Origin of the sequence: Klebsiella sp. CN_Kp104, assembly GCF_040064515.1 — a bacterium.
GTDB classification, from domain to species: Bacteria; Pseudomonadota; Gammaproteobacteria; order Enterobacterales; family Enterobacteriaceae; genus Klebsiella; species Klebsiella aerogenes.
Genome location: NZ_JBEAII010000037.1, coordinates 17,944 through 38,620, shown reverse-complemented (window position 1 = coordinate 38,620; position 20,677 = coordinate 17,944). Strand labels below are relative to the sequence as shown.

Sequence of the window (20,677 nt, the reverse complement as noted above, 5' to 3'; positions counted from 1 at the left end):
GCGACAAGCGCGCTGTTCAACGCCTGCGGCGTTAGTCCGAGTCCGGGCACCACTAATTCAGAGAACCCAGCCTATGGCTGGGTTTTTGCTTTTCTGCGACCGGACTCTCCATCGAACTGCGTTCGATTATTCGCCGCAATGCGGCTCACCCCTTCGGGGCCAGCGCGACAAGCGCGCTGTTCAACGCCTGCGGCGTTAGTCCGAGTCCGGGCACCACTAATTCAGAGAACCCAGCCTATGGCTGGGTTTTTGCTTTTCTGCGGCCGGACTCTTCATCGAACTGCGTTCGATTATTCGCCGCAACGCGGCTCACCCCTTCGGGGCCAGCGCGACAAGCGCGCTGTTCAACGTCGACTGCATACCGTAGGCCTGATAAGCGCAGCGCCATCAGGCGGAATGCAGGCAGAGAAATCCCCAGCTTGTATCGATAGCCTTTCCTCTACCCAATGTATGATTTCAAAATGAAAAAAATGAGCCTGAAGGAGGAATGGAGGGAGCGCCATGCATCAGAATTTAATCCCCACACCAGGGCACAGATGCTCTCCTCCTGAAACGGGGGAGAGAGAAAGGAATGCCGTCACGCAGAGCTAGCGCCGCGTCGCTTTCTTTTTAGCGGGAAGGCGGAACACTTCGCCATTCGGCTTAGCAATTCCCATACGATACTGCGTCTCTCTGGCTGCCTTGTGGATGTCAGCAAACTCTTCTTTACGCGCCGGCGGCAGCTTCGCTTTTTTCAGGCATTTATTGCGGTGCATCCTAATCCATTCACGGTCGTTATCATCGACGCACGTCTGCATCACATCCACCCAGCGCGAAGCGGCCCGACGGTACAATCCACGGGCTTCCAGAGACTCGGCGATACTGTCCTTGATCATTCGATAATTTCTCTCACATATGCTAGCTAATTTGCGTATATAAATATAACCACGCCATCCGAAGAAATAATGAAAGAAAACCCCGATAATTTGATCCACGATAAATCTATGCCAGCTCAATATTGAGGGCATTTATAATATTAATTGCTGTGTGCATTAAAACTGCCGAAGCAGTAAGTACTTCCAAAGAGCATTTTTATCATATACCGCGGATTATCATCTGAGTTATTCCTGAACTACGGTTATACCTATCAATGATTGATTAAATTAACATAATACCGTTGTTGAGTAGCTTGTCGTAGATACCTTACTCTGTATTCATTTCCCTTTTTATCGCTTCTGTGCGGGACACTCCAGCAGTCTATTTTTAAAGATAAACAAACAGGCCTCATTAAAGTTGGCCAGCCCCAGACGTTCATAAAGCTCAATGCGTTTACGATACAGGCTTTTCACTGAAGTATTAAGCACCCCAGCAATTTGATCCATGGTCATTCCGGCCCTGAGCAAAGTCAACGTCATATGTTCCTGTGGTTTCAGACTGAAATTCTTGAGCCATTCTCGGGTCAGCCGCTTACTCTTCACATCAAGAAACAGGCTAAATAAATTAGCCATATCTGTCGGCGTCAAAGACATGTTGAGAAACCACTTTAAGCTCAGCAAATGCTCTTCCCGATGGCGCATATCAAGCATAATACAGCAGATACGTTTACCCGCTTCCGCTGCGCCAGGAATAAGATAATCATAAAAACAAAGCGGCGCCCGACTATCCACCAGCACCGAAAACTCCTCGGCATCACTCTCAAAAAGCTTATGCTCAATCGAATGTAACTGGATGATATCTGGAAAGAAAATCCTTACCCCTTCAAAGAGATAGTGATCCTGAGTAACTAAAAACATTGTCGTTGCCACAAATCATCCCTTTAACAATAAAGCAACAAAACCCCTCCAGGGAGAATATGCACAGCGCCTGGTGGCGTGCTGACTATGGCGAGCAAAATAAAGCATGTGTTTGTCGTTTTAGTAAACCTCCAACCTCTCCATCTATAGTGAACGCTCCACTTCACGACTCTTACGTCATTTCCTAATTATCTGCCCTTCGGCTAATTATAAATAAAAAACTCGCACAAAAAAGAAGCTTTTCTACTATTGAGATTTTTTGTCAAAAATCGTCTTAAATATCTACAACAACAGCCTAACATTATGCGTGGAAAAGCGAACCAAAAACATTAAAACAGAATTTCGGACAGACCTTAACTTTTTCCAATTCAGTTAGTTATGCGTAACATCAGACAATTAATTATTCTATAAAAAGACAATTTCCAGATTTATCTTAAAACCACAGGTCTATTATTTGACATATTTTCAGGCAAACATATCAGGTGTACATTAATCGCCACCCCGTTATCGCGAGGAGATATTTTATTACCTTAAATAAGTAATCGCAGTCGCGTACCGTCAGGTAAAAACTCATTACCCATCCTTTTGCATTCAGCTAAAAGGCCGACGTGTTGTGCAATGGATTCTTGATGGACATATGGTAAATAGTTATGGGAAGATCAACGCGTTTCAATAAGTTATTCTTTTATCGCCGCACGACATTCTCGTTTTCAATTAGTTTATTGTTGTTAACGCCTATTCTGGCTCAGGGGGCTGAGTCGATATATGATCAGCATGTGCTACAGGCGCGTGAAGGTAATTACTCCCCTTTTCTCGATTATCTTCAGCAGTATCAACAACAACATGCCTTGACGCCCGAGCAAGTCGCCGACTGGCTACAAGTTGCCTCCTGGGCTGGACGTGATGAGGAAGTTATCCAGGTTTGGCAGCGCTATCAGGTTTATATGGCGCTACCGGCACGTGGTACGGCAGCAGCGGCGCAGGCTTACCGTAATCAAAAACGGTGGTCTTCGGCGCTGGCGCTTTGGGATCAAGCGCTCAGCCAACAGCCGATGAACGACGATTATCTTATTGGCCGGATTAAAACGCTTGCCGATGCGCGTCATGACGGGCAGGCGCTAAGTGAAGCCCGGCGCTTAGCCGCCACCACACCCAGCACCGCTCACCTGCAGACGCTCTCCTACGTCTATTTACGTCAGGGAAAAAGCTGGGACCAGCTGCTCACCGATATGCGCGCGCAGGAGCTTGCGCCGCAAAACAGAGAAACGCTCAATAGCTTGCTTGAGAGCCTGAGCAGCAATCGCATCAGTACTCCCGCGCTGCAATGGTCAGCCAAAACCACCTTAACGCCCGCGCAGCAGCGAAAGCTGGAAATGGACGCGGCGGCGGAGTGGGTACGGCTGGCGGACACCCCTGCCCGCGGTGAACAGGAGCGCTTTCGCCTGGCGCAAGCGGCGCTCAACCGCTACGACGCGCTGTTCGCCCGTTGGCGTCAGGATCCGCAGGCCGCAGAGGATCTTGCCCGCGCGCGTATTGACCGCCTCGGTGCGTTATACACCCGCGGCGATTACCCCCAGGTCATCAAAGAATATCAGTCGCTGACCGCCGCTCAGCAGCCCGTTCCTGACTGGGCCATCGGCTGGGTCATCTCCTCTTACCTTGCCCAACAGAACGTCGAGGCCGCGCTGGCGATCGCCCGCCAACATCCCCTTTATCGCCCTGATCCGCAAGATGATCGGCATGAGTTATTTTACGCGCTGCTGGACAGCGGCCAGTATCAGGCCGCCCGCGACTATCTCGCCACAGTGACCAACGGTGTCCCCTACACCCGCCGCCTCTACGGCTCGCCGACGCCGCAGCCAAACGATCCGTGGCTGAACGCCCAATCGCTGAAGGTACAGTATCTACTGAGTACTAATGCGCTGCCGGAAGCCGAGCGTCTCTCCCGCCGGCTGGCCGCCACCGCGCCCGGTAATCAGGGGCTGCGCATTGACTACGCGGCGATACTGCAGGCGCGCGGTCTACCCCGCGCCGCCGAACGGGAACTGAAAGCGGCGGAAGCGTTGGAGCCTTCGAATATCCCCCTCGAACGCCAGCAGGCCTACGTAGCGATGGATCTTCAGGAGTGGCGGCAGATGGAACTATTAACCGATGACTTGCTGGCGCGCAGCCCTGAAGACCTGAGCACGCAAAAATTAGCCCGCGCTCGCGAGGTGCACCATATGTCGGAATTGCGCCTCAACAGTACTCAGGGGATCCACTCGGATAACCCGGTCAGCGGTAGCCACGATTTTAGCTGGGATGCGGCGATTTACGGCCCGCCAATCGCTGATAACTGGTGGCTTTTCGCCGGTAATCGCTTCGCCAAAGGGAATTTTGATGAAGGAAAAGGCTCCAGCCGCCAGCTCTTTGGCGGCATCGAGTGGCGACCGCGTGATGCCTGGGCTGAACTGGAAATCTCCAATAACAGTTTCGCCGGCGACAACAAACCCGGCGCCCGGCTATCCGCCTGGCAAAGTTTCAACGATCGCTGGCAGATTGGCGGCGAGGTCGAACGCCTGTCGCGCCAGACGCCGCTGCGCGCGCTGCGCAATGGTATCAGCGCCAACCGCGGCGAGGGGTGGGTTCGCTGGTATCAAAACGAACGACGCGAATATCGCTTTAGCGCCGCCGCCAGCCGCTTCTCCGACCACAACCGTCGTCAGGAATATACCTTCTCCGGCAAAGAGCGGCTCTGGCAATCGCCAACCATCACGCTCGATCTGGAACCTGGGCTCTCCGCCAGCGCCAACAGCCGGGCGGATACCCTCTACTACAACCCGAAACGCGACTTCTCCGCCACCTCGGCGCTGGTCGCCGATCACGTCATGTATCAGCACTACGATACCGTCTGGAGCCAGCAGCTTGCGGCAGGCGGCGGCGCCTACTGGCAAAAAGCGTATTCGGCCGGCGCTATCGCCATGTTCGGCTACGGCCAGCGTATTCGCTGGAACAACGTGATTGACACCGGCGTGATGCTGAACTGGGACAAGCGCCCTTACGACGGCAAACGCGAAAGTAATCTCTCCATTGCCCTTGATGCGAATTTACGGTTTTAAGGATAAACATGCTCAATAAAAGTATCCGCATCAGCCTGATGGTTATCGGCTGGCTCCTGATGACCTGCGCGCTTCGCGCAGAGACGATTCCTTTTCTGCCGCCGGAGGCGCGGCCGCAGCCGGAGGCGAATAAGCCCTGGCCGCAGAATAAGTTTCTGGTACTGGCCTATCACGATGTGGAAGACGATGCCGCCGATCAGCGCTATCTGGCGGTGCGTACCAGCGCGCTCAACGATCAAATCGGCTGGCTGCTGCACAATGGTTATAAGGCCGTCAGCGTGCAAAATATTCTCGACGCTAACGCGGGGTTAATCACCCTGCCGCCGAAGGCATTTCTGCTGAGTTTCGATGATGGCTACAGCAGTTTTTACACCCGGGTCTGGCCGCTGTTAAAAGCCTGGAATGTACCGGCTCTGTGGGCGCCGGTAGGCAGCTGGGTCGATACGCCGGGACAGAAAAAAGTCGATTTCGGCGGTCTGATGACCCCGCGCGAGCGTTTCGCCACCTGGGAGATGGTGCGCGAGCTCGCGCAATCGCCGTTGGTTGAAATCGGTGCGCATACCTGGGCTTCACACTACGGTATTCAGGCCAATCCGCAGGGCAGCCGCGAACCGGCGGTTGCCAACCGCTTTTATGATAAAGCCAGCGGGCGCTACGAAAGCGACCAGCAGTTTCACCAACGCATCGATACCGACGTGCGCAAAGTGAGCAACAAAATCGCCGACGTCACCGGCAAAGCGCCACGCGCCTGGGTATGGCCCTACGGCGCCGCCAACGGCACATCGCTGGCTATCGCCAAAAATCGCGGCTATCAACTGGCATTTACCCTCGGCGATGGTCTGGGCGATGTGCGCGATCTGGATAATATTCCCCGTCTGCTTATCTCCGGTAATCCGTCGATCAAGGCTTTCGCCAGCCAGGTGACGCAAATCCAGGAGCGTGAACCGGTTCGGGTAATGCACGTCGATCTTGATTATGTCTACGATAAAGACCCGGCTCAGCAGCGCAAAAATATCGATAAGCTGATCCAGCGCGTCTACGACATGAAAATCACTCACGTTTTCCTGCAGGCCTTTTCCGATCCGCTCGGCGACGGCACGGTGAAAGCGCTCTACTTCCCCAACCGCCGCCTGCCGATGCGCGCCGATCTGTTTAATTTCGTCGCCTGGCAATTGCAGACGCGCGGCGGCGTCAAAGTGTATGCGTGGATGCCGGTGCTGGCGTTCGATCTGGACGGTTCGCTACCGCGCGTACAGCGCTGGGATGCACAGAGCAACACGCTGCGCCAGGCCACTCGCCCCTATGTACGTCTGTCGCCATGGAATAGCCAGGTGCGCGATGAGATCCGCGATATTTATCAGGACCTTGCCCGCTACGCGACCTTTGACGGCGTGCTGTTCCACGACGACGCGGTGCTGACGGATTACGAAGATGCCGGCGCCGGGGCGATGGCCGCCTGGCGGGCGGCGGGCCATCGGGAGGATATCGCGCAGATCCGCCAAAACCCCGCCGCGCTGCACGCCTGGACGCGGTTTAAAAGTCAGGCGCTTATCGATTTCACCCGCACGCTCAGCCAGAGCGTGAAAGCGATTCGCGGCCCACAGGTGAAAACCGCGCGCAATATCTTCGCCCTGCCGATCCTGCAGCCGGAAAGCGAGGCCTGGTTCGCGCAGAATCTGGATGATTTTCTGGCGGCCTACGACTGGACGGTGCCGATGGCGATGCCGCTGATGGAATCCGTTCCGGTCGCGGAAAGCGATGCGTGGCTGGCTCGTCTGGTGCGCGCCGTCAGCGCCAGGCCGGGCGCGCTGAAGAAAACCATTTTTGAGCTGCAGGCTAAAGACTGGACTCTCCCGCAGCAGAACGCCATCCCTGACCAACAGCTGGTCGACTGGATGCGGACGTTACAGCTCAACGGCGTCAACAATTACGGCTACTACCCCGACGATTTCCTTAATAATCAGCCTGATATCTCGAAAATCAGGCCCCTGTTTTCATCGTACTGGTATCCCAACAATGACTGATCGCATTATCGCATTTTCGATTTTATGCCTGGTTTTCGGGCTGCCTCTGGGCGTGGCCGCCGTTTTCACCGGCGAGTTGATACTGGATTTCGTCTTTTTTTGGCCGCTGTTTATGTCGGTGCTGTGGATAACCGGCGGGCTCTACTTTTGGTTTCAACTGGAGCGCCACTGGCCGTGGGGTAAAGATACCCCGCCGCCGGAGCTGGCAGGTAATCCGTTGATCTCCATTTTGATTCCCTGCTTTAACGAGGAGAAAAATGCCCGCGAGACCATTGAAGCCGCGCTGGCGCAGCGCTATCGCAACATTGAGGTGATCGCCATCAACGACGGTTCCTCCGACGATACCGCCAGGGTGCTGAATCAACTGGCGGAAGAGTACGCTCTGCTGCGGGTGATTCATCTGGCCGAAAATCAGGGGAAAGCGGTAGCGCTGAAAGCTGGCGCCGCCGCCGCGCGCGGGGACTTGCTGGTGTGCATCGACGGCGATGCCCTGCTCGATCGCGATACCGCCGCCTACCTTGTGGCGCCGCTGATTCAGTATCCCCACGTCGGCGCGGTGACCGGCAACCCGCGTATTCGTACCCGATCGACGCTGATTGGCCGCATTCAGGTCGGCGAGTTCTCTTCGATAATCGGGCTGATTAAGCGTACCCAGCGTATTTACGGCCGGGTATTTACCGTCTCCGGGGTGATTGCCGCTTTTCGTCGCCAGGCGCTGGCGGACGTCGGCTACTGGAGCCCGGATATGATCACCGAAGATATCGATATCAGCTGGAAGCTGCAGCTACGCCATTGGGCGATTTTCTTCGAGCCGCGGGCGCTGTGCTGGATCCTGATGCCGGAGACGCTGAAGGGGCTGTGGAAACAGCGGTTACGCTGGGCGCAGGGCGGCGCCGAGGTTTTCCTGGTCAATCTGCGCCGCCTGTTTCGCTGGGAGCATCACCGGATGTGGCCGCTGTTCCTCGAATATGCCCTCTCCACGCTGTGGGCCTTCGCCTATGCGGTCACCATTTTTCTGTTCATCGCCAGCCATTTTGCCCCGCTGCCGGAAAACCTGACCGTCCGCAGCCTTTTTCCGCCGGAATTTACCGGGCTACTGCTGGGGGTGATGTGTCTGCTGCAGTTTATCGCCAGCCTGTACATCGAACGGCGCTATGAACGCGGCGTCGCCGGCTCGCTGTTCTGGGTGATCTGGTTTCCGATGGTGTACTGGATGATCGGCCTGTTAACCACCATCGTCGCCTTCCCCAAAGTCATGTTGAAACGTAAACGCGCCAGGGCTCGCTGGGTCAGCCCCGATAGAGGTAAAGGAAGAATGTCATGAACGAACAAACCCTGATATTAACCGAGCATCGTATGTTGCCGCGGATCTTTGACGGCGTGTTAACCGCTATCGCGTGGGCCGGCTTCGCCTTTTTTCTGTATGCTAACCTGCTGATGCAGTTTACCGAGCGCGGTAACGACAGCTGGGACGCGATTATGGCGTCGTTTAATACCGTGCTGGTCTATTTACTGGTGGCGGCCATCAACGGCTGGCTGCTGATTTTGTGGTATCAGTACAATCTACGCCGTTATAACGCCCGGCGGCACGGCAGCATGGCCTCGCTGCGCCATGAAGAGCTGGCGGAGAGCTTTAATATCGCGCCGCAGATCATTTCCGAGATGAGCCAATATAACCTGCTGACGGTATACCACGACCAGATTGGCAGAATCATTGATTTAAAAATCAATCAGAACGAGGAAGACGAACGCTAACGGGACCACAAAAAAGGCCGCATCACGTGCGGCCTTTCCTCTTTCAGCCCGGTGAGATTACTGACCGCCGGCTTTCTTAATCGCCGCATCCAGCGAGGCTTTGTCAGCCAGTCCAGGGAAGACGGTAATGGTCGCTTCGGTCGCGCCGGTAGTCGGCATGACAATCACGCCAGGCGTACCGCTTAAGCCAATCTCCTGCGCCAGTTGGTTAATGTTTTCCAGCGCCGGTTCGACATCCGCCGCTTTTTTGGCGTCAAAGTTCACCTTTTTCGCCTGCTGCTGAATATCCGCCGCCGTCAGTTTACCTTCGTTATGCCCGGTGGCGTAAACGCCGTTGTGGTAAGTCAGGTAGGCCTCGGCCCCTTTCTGCTGATATATCTGCAGACCGGTTTTCGCCGCGTCCAGCGAGGTTGCCCAGCGGCTGCCGAAAATCGGCCACTCTTTGAAAGCAAAGCGGGTTTGCGGATGGTCTTTAATTACCTGCTCCATAACCGGCGCGAGGCGGCTACAGTAGATGCACTGATAATCGAAGAACTCGATAACGGTAACTTTACCGTTAGCCGGGCCGTAGGTTGGCGTGGCCTTATCCTGCGTCAGCTTGTCGGCATTCTTGATTACCGCCTGGGTAGCGGCGCTGGCCTGCTGTTCCGCCTGAATTTGCTGCAGCTTTTGGCTGGCCTGCAATAGCACTTCCGGATGAGCGACCAGGTAGTCAGCGGCGATTTTGCCGATACGCGCTTCCTGCTCCGCGGTGAAAGTCGCGGCCGGCGCGTCAGCGGCGCTGGCCAGCGCCGGCAGCAGGGAAGCGCCCGCCAGGGCGAGAATAAGTAGATTCTTGATGCCAGACATATTGAAAAGTCCTTACGAAAAAGTAGACGGCAGGTGAGCCTAATCGGACAAAATATCATCCTTTGGCGGCGAATCATTGTCAGTCTATGCATTGATTCGTAACTTTATTTGTCAGACGCCCCGATTCCCCCTACGGCTTGAAGGGTGGTCAGGGGCGAAGAACGGGAGTACCCTGCGCCCATCTTTTTTGATCGACATTATTTGCAATACGAGCCAGGCATGAACGAAATATTGAGTCAGTGGGACTTCGCCGTCATTTTGCTACAAATCATCGCCATCGATTTGTTATTAGGCGGCGATAACGCGGTGGTCATCGCCATGGCCTGCCGCAAGCTGCCGGCGCATCTGCGCACCAAAGCCATTGTTATCGGTACTCTCGGCGCGATTATCGCCAGGGTCGCGCTGCTGGCGGTGGCACTCTATTTACTGTCGTTGCCGTGGCTTAAAATCGTCGGCGCGCTACTGCTACTGTGGATTGGCATTAAGCTGGTCGCCAACGAGGAAGAAGAGAGCGATATCAGCAGCTCAAGCAGCCTATGGCGCACCGCCGTCACCATCACCGTCGCCGATGTCATCATGTCGCTGGATAACGTACTGGCCGTGGCCGCCGCCGGTAAAGGCCATTTGTTACTGGTGGCGCTGGGGGTATTAATCAGCATTCCGATTATTGTCGCCGGTAGTAAGCTGGTGCTGGCAATCCTGACCCGCTTTCCCTCGGTCGTATTACTGGGCGGCGCGCTGATTGGCTGGATTGCCGGTTCAATGATGATAACCGACCCGACCTTTGTTCAGCTGTTCCCCCATTCCCCGAATTATCTACATTTTGTTGCCGGGGCACTTGGCGCGGCGTTGGTGCTGCTGGAAGGATGGCGGCGCAACTACCGCTCCGGTACCCCAGAATAATCACTGAACGCCGTCACCCCCGACGGCGTCAAGTTTTCGCCACTTTTCTCCGCCACCCTTTCTCATTTGCCCTACGCTTAATAGAGCCGCCTGATCCAGGGATTCTGTGACCAGATTTTTGAGCATAAATGAGATAACACCATGGAATTAAAGGATTATTATACCATTCTGGGGGTTAAGCCAACGGACGATCTGAAAACCATCAAGACCGCCTATCGCCGTTTGGCTCGTAAATATCACCCCGACGTCAGCAAAGAACCCGATGCCGAAGCAAAATTCAAAGATCTCGCCGAAGCATGGGAAGTTCTCAAAGACGATCAGCGTCGCGCCGAATATGATCAACTTTGGCAGCACCGCAACGATCCGCAGTTCAACCGCCAGCAACACGCCCACGAACAAAGCTACAGCCAGCAGGACTTCGACGATATCTTCTCCTCGATGTTCGGCCAGCAGGCGCATCACGCCCGCCGCCAGCGCGCCGAGCGCGGCCACGATGTCGAAATCGAAGTGGCGGTGTTCCTCGAAGAAACCCTCACCGAACAGACTCGTACCATCAGCTACAAGCTGCCGGTCTATAACGTCTTCGGCATGGTTGAGAGTGAAACGCCGAAAACCCTGAATGTGAAAATTCCGGCGGGGGTCAGCGATGGCCAGCGTATTCGCCTGAAAGGCCAGGGGACACCGGGCGAAAACGGCGGCCCGAATGGCGATCTGTGGCTGGTGATTCATATCGCGCCGCATCCGCTGTTCGACATCAACGGTCATAACCTGGAGATCGTACTGCCGCTGGCGCCGTGGGAAGCCGCGCTGGGGGCGAAAGTCACCGTACCGACGTTAAAAGAGAGCATTCTGCTGACAATTCCAGCGGGTAGTCAGGCGGGACAACGGCTGCGTATCAAGGGTAAAGGGTTGGTGAGCAAAACCCACACCGGCGATTTGTTCGCCGTCATCAAAATCGTTATGCCGCCAAAACCAGATGAAAAAGCGCGTGAGCTCTGGCAGCAGCTCGCCGAAAGCGAAGCCAGCTTCGATCCGCGTAAGACATGGGGGAAAGCCTGATGGCTAAAGTAACAGTGACGTTTACCATCACCGAGTTGTGCCTGCGCACCGGGGTGTCGGAAGAGGAGCTGACGGAAATCGTCGGCTTAGGGATGATTGAGCCGCACCAGCCGCAGGCTGAAACATGGCTGTTTGACGACAGCGCGGTGACGATTGTGCATCGCGCTGTGCGCCTGCGTAACGAGCTGGAGCTGGACTGGCCGGGGATTGCGGTGGCGTTGACGCTGCTGGATGAAAATGCGCGACTCACCCGCGAAAATCGACTACTGCAGCAGCGTCTGGCCCGCTTTTTGACCCATAGCTAAGCGGAATTCCCGGGTCGCGGCGTTCCGCCTTACCCGGGCTACAGCTCGCTCACGGTGCAAACCGTAGCCCGGCTAAGCGCAGCGAAAGCCGGGAAAAGCGCTTAATCCGGCAGCGAGCCGGCGAGATTACGCGCGGAGACGCTCTCGCTCACCGGGGCTGGCGGCTCGGGCGCCTTAACCGGCGCGGCCGCTGGCGCGGATGCCGGAGCGGAAGAGGCTGGCTGAATCTCAAGAAACGAGGCCAGCATTCTGCGCAGCGTCTCCGGTGGCGTATCTTCCGCCAGCAGCGCCGCCAGCATTGACGGCAGCCGGCTATCAACTTCACCCAACGCTAACCCTGCCAACAGCGCCGTACGCGACATATCCCCGCGATCGCCGCGATGATGGGCCTCAATTTTCGCGTCCGCAAAGCGCTCGCTGGCGCTGATATCCGGGCGCAGGTATATCAGAACCTTTCTGCGATCCAGAGTCATAGACGCTCCTTAACCAATAATTTTCAGACCACGCACGAGGGCGAACTGCGGCTCGTCGGCCACCACAAAGCGATCTTCGCGCAGCCCCATACGTTCGCGAATCGCATCGGCAACCAGCGGCGCGCCGCCGCCAATCACGATGGCGTGCGAATAGCCTTTAAAACTATCAATCGCCGTCAGAACGCGAGTCGTCAGGCGTTCGATGCTATTGGAGATAACCTTTTTCACCTCAGATACCGCATCCGGATCGTTGATGTTATCGGTCAAATACTCTTCGTCGTGGCGGTTGATGATTATCTGATCAACGTTATAACTGGAGGTATCGGTATTCGCCCGCGCCAGCGCCAGCTTAACGGCGTCGGTCACCAGCGACACGCCCAGCTTCGGGTCGCCGTAAATGCGCGAAACCGAGGTCATTTGCCCGGCCACCATCGAAATATCCAGCGTGGTGCCGCCGAGGTCGACAATCAGCACCGAATGCGACGGTTTCAGCTCATCACACAGGCTGATACCCGCCGGAATGGATTCCGGACGCACGGTGACTTTGGTGATATTGAACACCACGCCTTTATTCAGTTTAACTTCGCGAAGCAGGCTCTTTTTCTTACGCTCAATGTTATCAAGACGATATTGTGCATCTTCATCATAAAATTCGGTCAGCGGCAGGGTGACCACAATCTCGACATCCTGCGGTTCCAGACCGCTGGTCAACAGCGCATGGTGGACAGCGATGGAGTTCAACGGACTGTATTGCCAATCAATATTGTTGGTGGGTAACGCATCGGGGGTGATCAGGTCGAAAGAGTACTTTTCATCATCCACGGTGTAGTTAAATGGCTTCCCGGCGCCGAAGGTGGCAGACCAGCCTCGTTTAAAACTATTGGGGCTGATATGGGTGAAAGTTTCGCCATCTTGCTCCCACAGCATTTTGATATTGGTTGAACCATCATCGATAAAAATGCGCATCGCATTGCTCCATCACTGAGACAAAGAAGAGAAAATATAAGACCCAAAAAGAGTAGCAAGAGTTAAAAAGCAGCGCAAGAGCACGAAAAAGAGACAATTCCGAGTTTTATTTGAGAAGAAATGGAGATTTCAATTACCCCATTGAGTTCAAAGAGAGAACTTAAAGAGACAAATCAGAGAACTAAAAATTTTCATTTCTGTCTGTTTTAAACGCTATTTTTGTGCAAAAAGAGAGTATCCCTCCCCTCTTTCGCCAGCGGTTTGCGCACGCTTTTTACACCTGATTGGGTACCACAATCGGCCGTTCCGGCTCGACGACATTTTCCGGTACCCGACGGTATTTATCCAGCAGGTGAATCTGAATACGTCGCAACATATCGCCATTCAGCTTGTAATAACGGAAATAGAGAAACAGCGTCAGGGCAAAAAAGAGCGTCGGCAGCGCAATCATTATCGCCTGCATCCCCAGCAGCGTGTGGGACGACTGCACAACATTCGGCACGTAGCCAATGATACCCAGCACGATGGCGATAAACCAGGCCGCAAACGCCGAACCAGCTTTGACCACCAGCGTCTGCACCGAGTAGGCGATACTTTCGCAGCGGATATTCATCGTATATTCGCCGTAGTCGACGGTATCGGCCACCATAATGACCTGCAGCACCCAGAACAGCGCGGTGCCGATATTCAACAGCACCCCGGCCAGCGAAATCAGCGCGAGGTTGTAAACGCCGCTCAGCGCCATCAGCAACAGCACGCCACAGCCCAGCACCGGCATGATCGATGCCCCCGCCCACAGAATGCGCCGCGACAGCCCTTTTACCAGTCGAGGGAACAAGATCAGCGTCAGTAAATTCGCCGCCCCCGCGTAGGACATGTAATACGGGAACATCTCCGCGCTGCCAATGACGTAGGTAAAGTAATAAATCGCGAAGCCAGCAATGATATTCGCCGCCGTGTTATAGGCCAGCGCCATGCCCAACAGGCAGGCCAGCTGATCGTTTTTATAGATGAGCGCCACCATCTGGCGCAGTGAGAGATGGCTGGAATCCTCGCTTACGCCGCTATCCGACGAGTAAACCTCATGGACGTTGCGCAAGGTAACGAGGGTGGAAATTACGAAAAAGGCAATCAGCACCAGGGTAAACATCTGGAAACCGAAGCCGCGATCGGCGCCGCCGACGGCGCTGACAAACGGCAGTGTGACCCCGGCCGTCACAAACCCGGCAAGGCTGGCGAAAAAGCGCGGGTAAGGCACCAGCTGTTCACGTTCGCGTTTATCAAGGGTAATGGTCGGCACCAGCGACCAGAACGGCACATCCATGATGGTATAGGTGAAGCCCCACAGCAGGTAGGTCAGCCACACCCACGCCAGTAGCGCTCCGCCGCTGAAGTGATGGGCGCTGAACAGCATATACAGCACCACCGAGTTGGTGATAGTCCCGATCAGGATCCACGGCTTGAATTTCCCCCATCGCGATCGCGTGCAGTTGACGATCCAGCCCATGATCGGATCGGCTATCGCATCAAGGATCCTCGCCACCAGGAACAAGGTGCCAACCACCCCAACCGATAGGCCAACAATATCGGTGTAGTAATACATCAGATACATGTAAACGATACCGATAGCGAAATCTTTACCAAAAGCACCAAATCCGTAGCTGAGCTTTGTTGTCATTGAAATACTCATAGGGTACAGGTCGCTGTCGCCAGCGCCTCCTTTAGCGTTTGATAGAGCATGGCAGGCGCCGCCGGGCCAGATCCCCCGGCGGCATGAGAAGATTAGCGGTGCAGCCAGGCCGGCAGCCAGTCGCCGTGGCTGGCGATCAGATCATCCACCAGCGCGTAGATCTCTTCGATCCCCAGCACCGCAGCGGTGTGCGGATCCATCATCGTGGCGTAATAAACGTAATCCCGGTCTTCGTTGAGGATCGCCTGCGTCAGCAGCGTTTGTACGTTGATGTTGGTCTGCATCAGCGCCGCCAGATGCGCCGGCAGCGCGCCCACTTTCGTCGGCTGGATGCCGTTGGCGTCCACCAGGCAGGCAACTTCCACACAACAGCCCTGCGGCAGGTTGTCGATAAGATTATCGTTGCGCACGTTGCCGTACACCACGCTTGGCTCGCCGGTCCAGAGAGCGTTCATGATGGTGCTGGCATACTCGCGCGAAGGTTTAACCTCGATCCGCTCGCCGCTCTTATAGCTCTCCAGCTCTTTATGCCAGTTGGCCAGCTGCTCGACGCAGCGTTTAGGGTACTCATCCAGCGGTACTTTATAGCGGGCGATAAGATCGTCGCGCCCCGGCTTGATAAACCATGGCGTGTATTCGGCGAAATGCTCCGACGATTCGGTGACAAAGTAGCCCAGCTTTTTGAACATCTCATAGCGGACGATGTTTTCGCAGCGCGGATTGCCGTGCAGGTTCGGTTTCGGCGCCCGCCCTTCGGCGTAGGCCTGCAGCAGGTCGGGATAGATACTGACGTAGCTGCCGTCCGCGAGCTTTTTCTCCAGCGACAGATAGAACGCCATATGGTTAATACCCGCGCAGCGGTAGCGTAAATCCGCCGGGTCGAGGTTAAGATCGCGCGCCAGCTCTTCTGCTGTGCCTTGCACCGAGTGACACAGACCCACCTGTTTGATATGCGGGTAGCGGGCGTACATCGCCCAGGTGTTCATCGCCATCGGATTAACGTAGTTAAGCATGGTGGCGTTTGGGCAGACCTCGGTCATGTCGTCGCAGATAGCCCACAGGTGCGGGATGGTGCGCAGCGCGCGCATAATGCCTCCCGGCCCCAGCGTATCGGCAATGGTCTGCTCAAGGCCGTGGCGTTTACAGACTTCAAAGTCAGTCACGGTGCAGGGCTCGTAGCCGCCAATCTGGAAGGCGACGACGACAAAATCGGCGTCGCGCAAGGCGGTTTTACGATCGCGATGGCAGCTAATTTCGCCATTCGCACCGACGGAATCCATCAGCTTTCGCACCACGGTATGCGACTCTTCCAGCCGGGTTTCGTCGATATCCATCAGCGCGATATGCGCCGATTTCAACGCCGGGCGCTGGAAAACATCACCGAGAATATTTTTAACAAATACCGTCGAACCGGCGCCGATAAAGGTAATTTTTGGGGCGGACATCGCGCTCTCTCCATCAGGTCATTGAACACTTTCAGAGTGGCATGCCGCTCGCCGCTGCGCTGCCCCGTTCCCACCGGAGCATTCCCGGAAACTCAGATCGGCCATTGAACGCCACAAAATCTGAGTTTTTGGGAATAAATCGGCTTAAAAGGAGAGAAAACGGGCCGATGATTCCGCTAAGCTGTAATCAGTTCAGGCTAAAAACGCAGCCACTCTGACGATCCAGGAATCCGCCCATGATGGAACACCGCTTCACTTCCCTGCCCCCCGACCCGCACATGTGCAGCAGCGATGAAAAGCAGAGCCGCAGCCCGCTGGCGCTCTATTCCGAGTATCAGCGCATGGATATCGAACTGCGCCCTCCGCACGCCATGGCCACCAGCCACTGGCACGGCCAGGTAGAGGTCAACGTGCCGTTCGACGGCGACGTGGAGTATTTGATTAACAATGAAGTGGTGCGCATTGAGAAAGGCTATATCACCCTGTTTTGGGCCTGTACGCCGCATCAGTTGACCCGCCCCGGCGACTGCCAGCAGATGGCGATATTCAACCTGCCGATGCATCTGTTTCTGTCTTGGCCGCTGGATCGCGAATTGATAAACCACGTCACCCACGGGATGGTGATTAAATCTCTCGCCGCCCAGCAGCTAAGCGCTTTTGAAGTGCGCCGCTGGCAGCAGGAGTTGAATCATGAGAATGAACAGATTCGCCAGTTGGCGATCGATGAAATCGCCCTGATGCTCAAGCGGCTGAGCCTCGCCGGCTGGCAGCCGATTCTGGTTAATAAGACCTCGCGCACGCACAAGAACAGCGTCTCACGCCACGCGCAGTTTTACGTTAGCCAGATGCTAGAATTTATCGCCGCCCATTATGACCAGGCGCTGACCGTCGATGCCGTCGCCGAGCACGTTAAACTCAACCCGAACTACGCGATGGGCGTTTTTCAGCGGGTGATGCAGCAGACCATGAAGCAGTACATTACCGCCATGCGCATCAATCACGTGCGCGCGCTGCTGAGCGATACCGATAAGACCATTCTTGATATCGCCCTCACCGCCGGGTTCCGCTCCAGCAGCCGCTTCTACAGTACCTTCACCCGCTATGTCGGCATGCCGCCGCAGCAGTACCGTAAATTGAGCCAGCAGCGCCGCCACAGCCTCGCGTCGCCGCAGCCATAAAAAATGCCGCCGGGGTCTCCCACGGCGGCATTTTTCACAGCTTAAAACGGTTAGTCGTTGATACGTGGATGCTGCTGTACCAGACGGGCGCGTTTTTCCTGCAGGTCGGCGATTTCCTGATCGATATCTTCGATTTTATGTTCGATGTTATCGTAGTGCTCGCCCAGAATTTCTTTCGCTTCCTGGATATCGGACGCCGCCGGCGTCGCCCCTTTCAGCGGACGGTTAGCGGTCTCTTTCATCGACAGGCCGGTAATCAGACCAATCACCGCAATCACCATCAGATAGTAAGCCGGCATCATCAGGTTCTGGGTCGTTTCCACCAGCCATGCCGCCAGCGTCGGCGTCAGACCGGCGATCAGCACCGAGATGTTAAAGGCGCTGGCCAGAGCGCTGAAGCGGATGTGGGTCGGGAACATCGCCGGCAACGATGAGGCCATCACGCCGATAAAGCAGTTCAGCACCACCGCCAACAGCAGCAGACCGGCGAAGATCAGGCCAATCACGTTACTGTTAATCATGATAAAGGCCGGGATAGACAACGCGAACAGCGCAACGCTACCCACCAGGATAAACGGACGGCGGCCAAAACGGTCGCTCAGCATGCCGATAACCGGCTGGACAAACAACATGCCGACCATGATTGCGATAATAATCAGTACGCCGTGATCTTCCGAGTAGTGCAGGTTATGCGACAGGTAGCTCGGCATATAGGTCAACAGCATGTAGTAGGTCACGTTAGTGGAAATCACCAGACCAATACAGGTCAGCAGGCTGCGCCAGTGTTTGGTGGCAATCTCTTTAAAGGAGACTTTCGGACCCTCCTGCAGGCCTTCGCGGTCGCCCTGTTCAAGGGTATCCACGTGCTGCTGGAACGCCGGCGTCTCTTCTAACGCGTGACGCAGGTACAGGCCGATAATCCCCAGCGGCAGCGCCAGGAAGAACGGAATACGCCAGCCCCAGTCGAGGAAGTTCTCTTCGCCCACGACGCTGGAAATCAGTACCACCACGCCTGCGCCCATTACGAAGCCGGCAATCGAACCGAAGTCCAGCCAACTGCCCATAAACCCGCGTTTACGGTCAGGCGAGTATTCGGCGACGAAGATCGACGCCCCGGTATATTCGCCGCCCACCGAGAAGCCCTGCGCCATTTTACACAGCAGCAGCAGAATCGGCGCCCAGATACCAATGGTGGCATACGACGGAATAAGACCGATACAGAATGTACTTATCGACATGATAACGATGGTGATCGCTAAGATTTTTTGTCGACCGTATTTATCGCCGAGCATCCCGAAGAACAGGCCGCCGAGCGGACGAATCAAGAAAGGAACCGAGAAAGTACCGAGCGCGGCAATCATCTGCACGCTGGGATCGGCATCGGGGAAGAAGACTTTACCGAGGGCATAAGCCACAAAACCATACACACCGAAATCGAACCACTCCATCGCATTACCGAGCGAGGCCGCGGTGATGGCTTTTCGCAGCTTGCTATCATCGATGATAGTGACATCCCTAAGCGTAATCGGCTTTATTTTTTTCCTTTTAAGCATACTTTTCCTCTGTGCTATCGCCTTGAGCGCACGACTCCTCGCCAAATGACGAGGTCATTCGCGACGTACGTTGGGAGCGGCGAAGTGCTGTGCTCCACATTTCAAGCGTAGCAGGTTTGCCTGCACTGTCTTTCTGACAGAGTGTACAACCGAACCTGTTGACGCCTGCTCTGGCCTTAAATTAATAATTCACTTACCAAATAAGCAGTGACGAATTTACTTACATCCCTTTTTACCCTACCAGCGTTTAAATTTGGGATCAACTTCACGAAAAATTCGCCCAGCTTAATTACAGAGCCAAATAAAATGAATAAGTTCAATCTCTGTTTCGCCGCCGATGTTTATTTCTGGACTTTATTAGCGTCTGTTTTTCAGCATATTCTCCGCAAAGCCAAAATAATTACCCTGCGTTATTTCCTGGAAAAAATACCCGACAAAAGTGCGGGATTGCGCTATAATCAGCCGCACTTTCGGCTCACAGCCGCTGTTTAACGGACCAACGTCCTGTTTTTCCCAGTAATCACGAGGAACGCCATGCAACTTCCACACTGCCCAAAATGCCATTCTGAATACACATATGAAGATAACGGCATGTACATCTGCCCGGAATGCGCCCACGAGTGGAACAATGCCGAGCCGGCCGACGATGCCGACGCGCTGATTGTAAAAGACGCTAACGGCAACTTACTTGCCGATGGCGACAGCGTGACCGTGGTGAAAGATCTGAAGGTAAAAGGCAGTTCTTCCATGCTGAAAATCGGCACCAAAGTGAAGAATATCCGTCTGGTCGAAGGCGATCACAACATCGACTGCAAAATTGACGGTTTTGGTCCGATGAAGCTGAAATCTGAATTCGTCAAAAAGAACTAATTAATTTTTTTTACGCCAGCGCCATTATTTTTCCGGCGCTGGCGGCAACCTCGCCGGCACGTCCGAATATCAGCGGCGGATCGTGGCGAAATTATTTTGCTAATTTCGCGAAAATTATTCCCGAAATCTCCAGGCCGAACCGCGCTATCAATTCTCATTTCGTATCTGCCTTCCCGCCACGCGGCGACGCATTTTCAGAAAAATTCACCCCGCTTTGCCGCCTGGCTTCTTTTGCCCGTCACCAACTACGCTTTATGGGTCATTGGTTATCTGAGGTCATGGTTATGTCCCTGAGTCCTTACATCGCTTTTAGCGGCAACTGTGCTGCCGCCATCGCCTTCTATCAGCAGGCGCTGGGGGCGCAGCTTATCCACCAAATCACCTACGGCGAAATGCCGCAGAGCGCCCAGGATGCCGAAGATGGTTGCGCCTCCGGGCAACATCTTGCCGCCGACTGCATCGCCCACGCCAGCCTGCAGGTCGCCGACAGTATTTTGATGTTGAGCGATAGCCCCAGTAGCGACATGGAACATTACGCGGGATTCGTCCTCGTGCTGGAGCCGAAAGATATTGCTGAAGGCAAACACTGGTTTGAGGCGCTGGCCGATGGCGGGCGCATCGAAATGGCATGGCAGGAGACCTTCTGGGCCCACGGTTTCGGCAAAGTGGTCGATCGCTTCGGCGTGCCGTGGATGGTTAACGTCGTCAAACAACCCTAATCTTCTCTCCAGGGCGGC

18 protein-coding genes are annotated in these 20,677 nt (G+C 55.0%); 10 read left to right on the top strand and 8 right to left on the bottom strand.

Annotated features, from left to right (window positions below; all coding sequences use genetic code 11):
* Window positions 1-587 precede the first annotated feature (587 nt).
* A complete protein-coding gene (locus ABLU80_RS19155; RefSeq protein WP_020079839.1) occupies window positions 588-875 on the bottom strand; it encodes a PerC family transcriptional regulator in 288 nt (95 codons plus the stop codon).
* Between the two features lie 330 nt (window positions 876-1,205).
* Entirely contained in the window at window positions 1,206-1,772 is a 567-nt protein-coding gene (locus ABLU80_RS19150; protein WP_020079840.1) for a LuxR family transcriptional regulator, read from the bottom strand.
* A 650-nt stretch (window positions 1,773-2,422) separates the two neighbouring features.
* Here ABLU80_RS19150 and pgaA point away from each other — a divergent pair.
* Genes pgaA through pgaD form a run of 4 tightly spaced genes read left to right on the top strand, consistent with a single transcriptional unit; the run spans window position 2,423 to window position 8,649 of the window.
* Window positions 2,423-4,870, top strand: a complete 2,448-nt coding sequence (gene pgaA / locus ABLU80_RS19145) for a poly-beta-1,6 N-acetyl-D-glucosamine export porin PgaA (RefSeq protein WP_348850333.1) — start codon at window positions 2,423-2,425, stop codon at window positions 4,868-4,870.
* 8 nt (window positions 4,871-4,878) lie between these two features.
* A complete protein-coding gene (pgaB, locus tag ABLU80_RS19140; RefSeq protein WP_348850332.1) occupies window positions 4,879-6,894 on the top strand; it encodes a poly-beta-1,6-N-acetyl-D-glucosamine N-deacetylase PgaB in 2,016 nt (671 codons plus the stop codon).
* Entirely contained in the window at window positions 6,887-8,218 is a 1,332-nt protein-coding gene (pgaC, locus tag ABLU80_RS19135; RefSeq protein ID WP_063443862.1) for a poly-beta-1,6-N-acetyl-D-glucosamine synthase, read from the top strand. Before pgaB ends, pgaC begins: the two co-directional genes overlap by 8 nt.
* The gene (gene pgaD / locus ABLU80_RS19130; RefSeq protein WP_015704090.1) at window positions 8,215-8,649 is read left to right on the top strand and encodes a poly-beta-1,6-N-acetyl-D-glucosamine biosynthesis protein PgaD; all 435 of its coding nucleotides are present in this window, start codon (window positions 8,215-8,217) and stop codon (window positions 8,647-8,649) included. The genes pgaC and pgaD overlap by 4 nt, the downstream gene beginning before the upstream one ends.
* A 57-nt stretch (window positions 8,650-8,706) precedes the next feature.
* Here the strand turns inward: pgaD and ABLU80_RS19125 are convergent, their stop codons facing one another.
* Entirely contained in the window at window positions 8,707-9,498 is a 792-nt protein-coding gene (locus tag ABLU80_RS19125; protein ID WP_015704089.1) for a DsbA family protein, read from the bottom strand.
* A 219-nt stretch (window positions 9,499-9,717) separates the two neighbouring features.
* Between ABLU80_RS19125 and ABLU80_RS19120 the strand changes: the two genes are divergently transcribed.
* The 3 genes from ABLU80_RS19120 (at window position 9,718) to cbpM (ending at window position 11,765) form a co-directional block, all read left to right on the top strand.
* On the top strand, window positions 9,718-10,401 hold the full coding sequence (locus tag ABLU80_RS19120; protein WP_348850331.1) for a TerC family protein: 684 nt from the start codon (window positions 9,718-9,720) through the stop codon (window positions 10,399-10,401).
* 141 nt (window positions 10,402-10,542) lie between these two features.
* Window positions 10,543-11,460, top strand: a complete 918-nt coding sequence (gene cbpA / locus ABLU80_RS19115) for a curved DNA-binding protein (RefSeq protein ID WP_015368684.1) — start codon at window positions 10,543-10,545, stop codon at window positions 11,458-11,460.
* Window positions 11,460-11,765, top strand: coding sequence for a chaperone modulator CbpM (cbpM, locus tag ABLU80_RS19110; RefSeq protein WP_015368685.1), 306 nt, complete (start codon window positions 11,460-11,462; stop codon window positions 11,763-11,765). Before cbpA ends, cbpM begins: the two co-directional genes overlap by 1 nt.
* Before the next feature lie 101 nt (window positions 11,766-11,866).
* Here the strand turns inward: cbpM and ABLU80_RS19105 are convergent, their stop codons facing one another.
* The 4 genes from ABLU80_RS19105 to ABLU80_RS19090 form a co-directional block, all read right to left on the bottom strand.
* Entirely contained in the window at window positions 11,867-12,238 is a 372-nt protein-coding gene (locus tag ABLU80_RS19105) for a plasmid partitioning/stability family protein (RefSeq protein WP_015704087.1), read from the bottom strand.
* Between the two features lie 9 nt (window positions 12,239-12,247).
* Window positions 12,248-13,204 (bottom strand): plasmid stability protein StbA, encoded by a 957-nt coding sequence (locus ABLU80_RS19100; RefSeq protein WP_015368687.1) that lies wholly within the window; start codon window positions 13,202-13,204, stop codon window positions 12,248-12,250.
* Window positions 13,205-13,478: 274 nt separating this feature from the next.
* Window positions 13,479-14,894: a melibiose:sodium transporter MelB gene (gene melB / locus ABLU80_RS19095; RefSeq protein ID WP_032709637.1), complete on the bottom strand. Its 1,416-nt coding sequence runs from the start codon at window positions 14,892-14,894 to the stop codon at window positions 13,479-13,481.
* 92 nt (window positions 14,895-14,986) lie between these two features.
* On the bottom strand, window positions 14,987-16,339 hold the full coding sequence (locus ABLU80_RS19090; RefSeq protein WP_348850330.1) for an alpha-glucosidase/alpha-galactosidase: 1,353 nt from the start codon (window positions 16,337-16,339) through the stop codon (window positions 14,987-14,989).
* Window positions 16,340-16,578: 239 nt separating this feature from the next.
* Here ABLU80_RS19090 and melR point away from each other — a divergent pair, with 239 nt between their 5' ends.
* The gene (melR, locus tag ABLU80_RS19085) at window positions 16,579-17,517 is read left to right on the top strand and encodes a transcriptional regulator MelR (protein ID WP_032715623.1); all 939 of its coding nucleotides are present in this window, start codon (window positions 16,579-16,581) and stop codon (window positions 17,515-17,517) included.
* A 50-nt stretch (window positions 17,518-17,567) separates the two neighbouring features.
* On the opposite strand, the gene proP is transcribed toward melR, so the two are convergent.
* A complete protein-coding gene (gene proP, locus ABLU80_RS19080) occupies window positions 17,568-19,070 on the bottom strand; it encodes a glycine betaine/L-proline transporter ProP (protein ID WP_015704083.1) in 1,503 nt (500 codons plus the stop codon).
* Between the two features lie 534 nt (window positions 19,071-19,604).
* On the opposite strand from proP, the gene ABLU80_RS19075 reads away from it, so the two are divergent.
* Window positions 19,605-19,940 carry a zinc ribbon domain-containing protein YjdM gene (locus ABLU80_RS19075; RefSeq protein WP_015368693.1) on the top strand — a complete coding sequence of 112 codons (336 nt, stop codon included), beginning with the start codon at window positions 19,605-19,607 and terminating at the stop codon, window positions 19,938-19,940.
* A gap of 284 nt (window positions 19,941-20,224) precedes the next feature.
* The gene (yjdN, locus tag ABLU80_RS19070; RefSeq protein ID WP_015704080.1) at window positions 20,225-20,659 is read left to right on the top strand and encodes a VOC family metalloprotein YjdN; all 435 of its coding nucleotides are present in this window, start codon (window positions 20,225-20,227) and stop codon (window positions 20,657-20,659) included.
* Window positions 20,660-20,677 lie beyond the last annotated feature (18 nt).

Excerpts from the sequence above, each read along its gene's own strand:
- ABLU80_RS19155 (WP_020079839.1), bottom strand. The coding sequence starts at position 875 with ATGATCAAGGACAGTATCGCCGAGTCTCTGGAAGCCCGTGGATTGTAC.
- ABLU80_RS19150 (WP_020079840.1), bottom strand. The coding sequence starts at position 1,772 with ATGTTTTTAGTTACTCAGGATCACTATCTCTTTGAAGGGGTAAGGATT.
- pgaA (WP_348850333.1), top strand. The coding sequence starts at position 2,423 with ATGGGAAGATCAACGCGTTTCAATAAGTTATTCTTTTATCGCCGCACG.
- pgaB (WP_348850332.1), top strand. The coding sequence starts at position 4,879 with ATGCTCAATAAAAGTATCCGCATCAGCCTGATGGTTATCGGCTGGCTC.
- pgaC (WP_063443862.1), top strand. The coding sequence starts at position 6,887 with ATGACTGATCGCATTATCGCATTTTCGATTTTATGCCTGGTTTTCGGG.
- pgaD (WP_015704090.1), top strand. The coding sequence starts at position 8,215 with ATGAACGAACAAACCCTGATATTAACCGAGCATCGTATGTTGCCGCGG.
- ABLU80_RS19125 (WP_015704089.1), bottom strand. The coding sequence starts at position 9,498 with ATGTCTGGCATCAAGAATCTACTTATTCTCGCCCTGGCGGGCGCTTCC.
- ABLU80_RS19120 (WP_348850331.1), top strand. The coding sequence starts at position 9,718 with ATGAACGAAATATTGAGTCAGTGGGACTTCGCCGTCATTTTGCTACAA.
- cbpA (WP_015368684.1), top strand. The coding sequence starts at position 10,543 with ATGGAATTAAAGGATTATTATACCATTCTGGGGGTTAAGCCAACGGAC.
- cbpM (WP_015368685.1), top strand. The coding sequence starts at position 11,460 with ATGGCTAAAGTAACAGTGACGTTTACCATCACCGAGTTGTGCCTGCGC.
- ABLU80_RS19105 (WP_015704087.1), bottom strand. The coding sequence starts at position 12,238 with ATGACTCTGGATCGCAGAAAGGTTCTGATATACCTGCGCCCGGATATC.
- ABLU80_RS19100 (WP_015368687.1), bottom strand. The coding sequence starts at position 13,204 with ATGCGCATTTTTATCGATGATGGTTCAACCAATATCAAAATGCTGTGG.
- melB (WP_032709637.1), bottom strand. The coding sequence starts at position 14,894 with ATGAGTATTTCAATGACAACAAAGCTCAGCTACGGATTTGGTGCTTTT.
- ABLU80_RS19090 (WP_348850330.1), bottom strand. The coding sequence starts at position 16,339 with ATGTCCGCCCCAAAAATTACCTTTATCGGCGCCGGTTCGACGGTATTT.
- melR (WP_032715623.1), top strand. The coding sequence starts at position 16,579 with ATGGAACACCGCTTCACTTCCCTGCCCCCCGACCCGCACATGTGCAGC.
- proP (WP_015704083.1), bottom strand. The coding sequence starts at position 19,070 with ATGCTTAAAAGGAAAAAAATAAAGCCGATTACGCTTAGGGATGTCACT.
- ABLU80_RS19075 (WP_015368693.1), top strand. The coding sequence starts at position 19,605 with ATGCAACTTCCACACTGCCCAAAATGCCATTCTGAATACACATATGAA.
- yjdN (WP_015704080.1), top strand. The coding sequence starts at position 20,225 with ATGTCCCTGAGTCCTTACATCGCTTTTAGCGGCAACTGTGCTGCCGCC.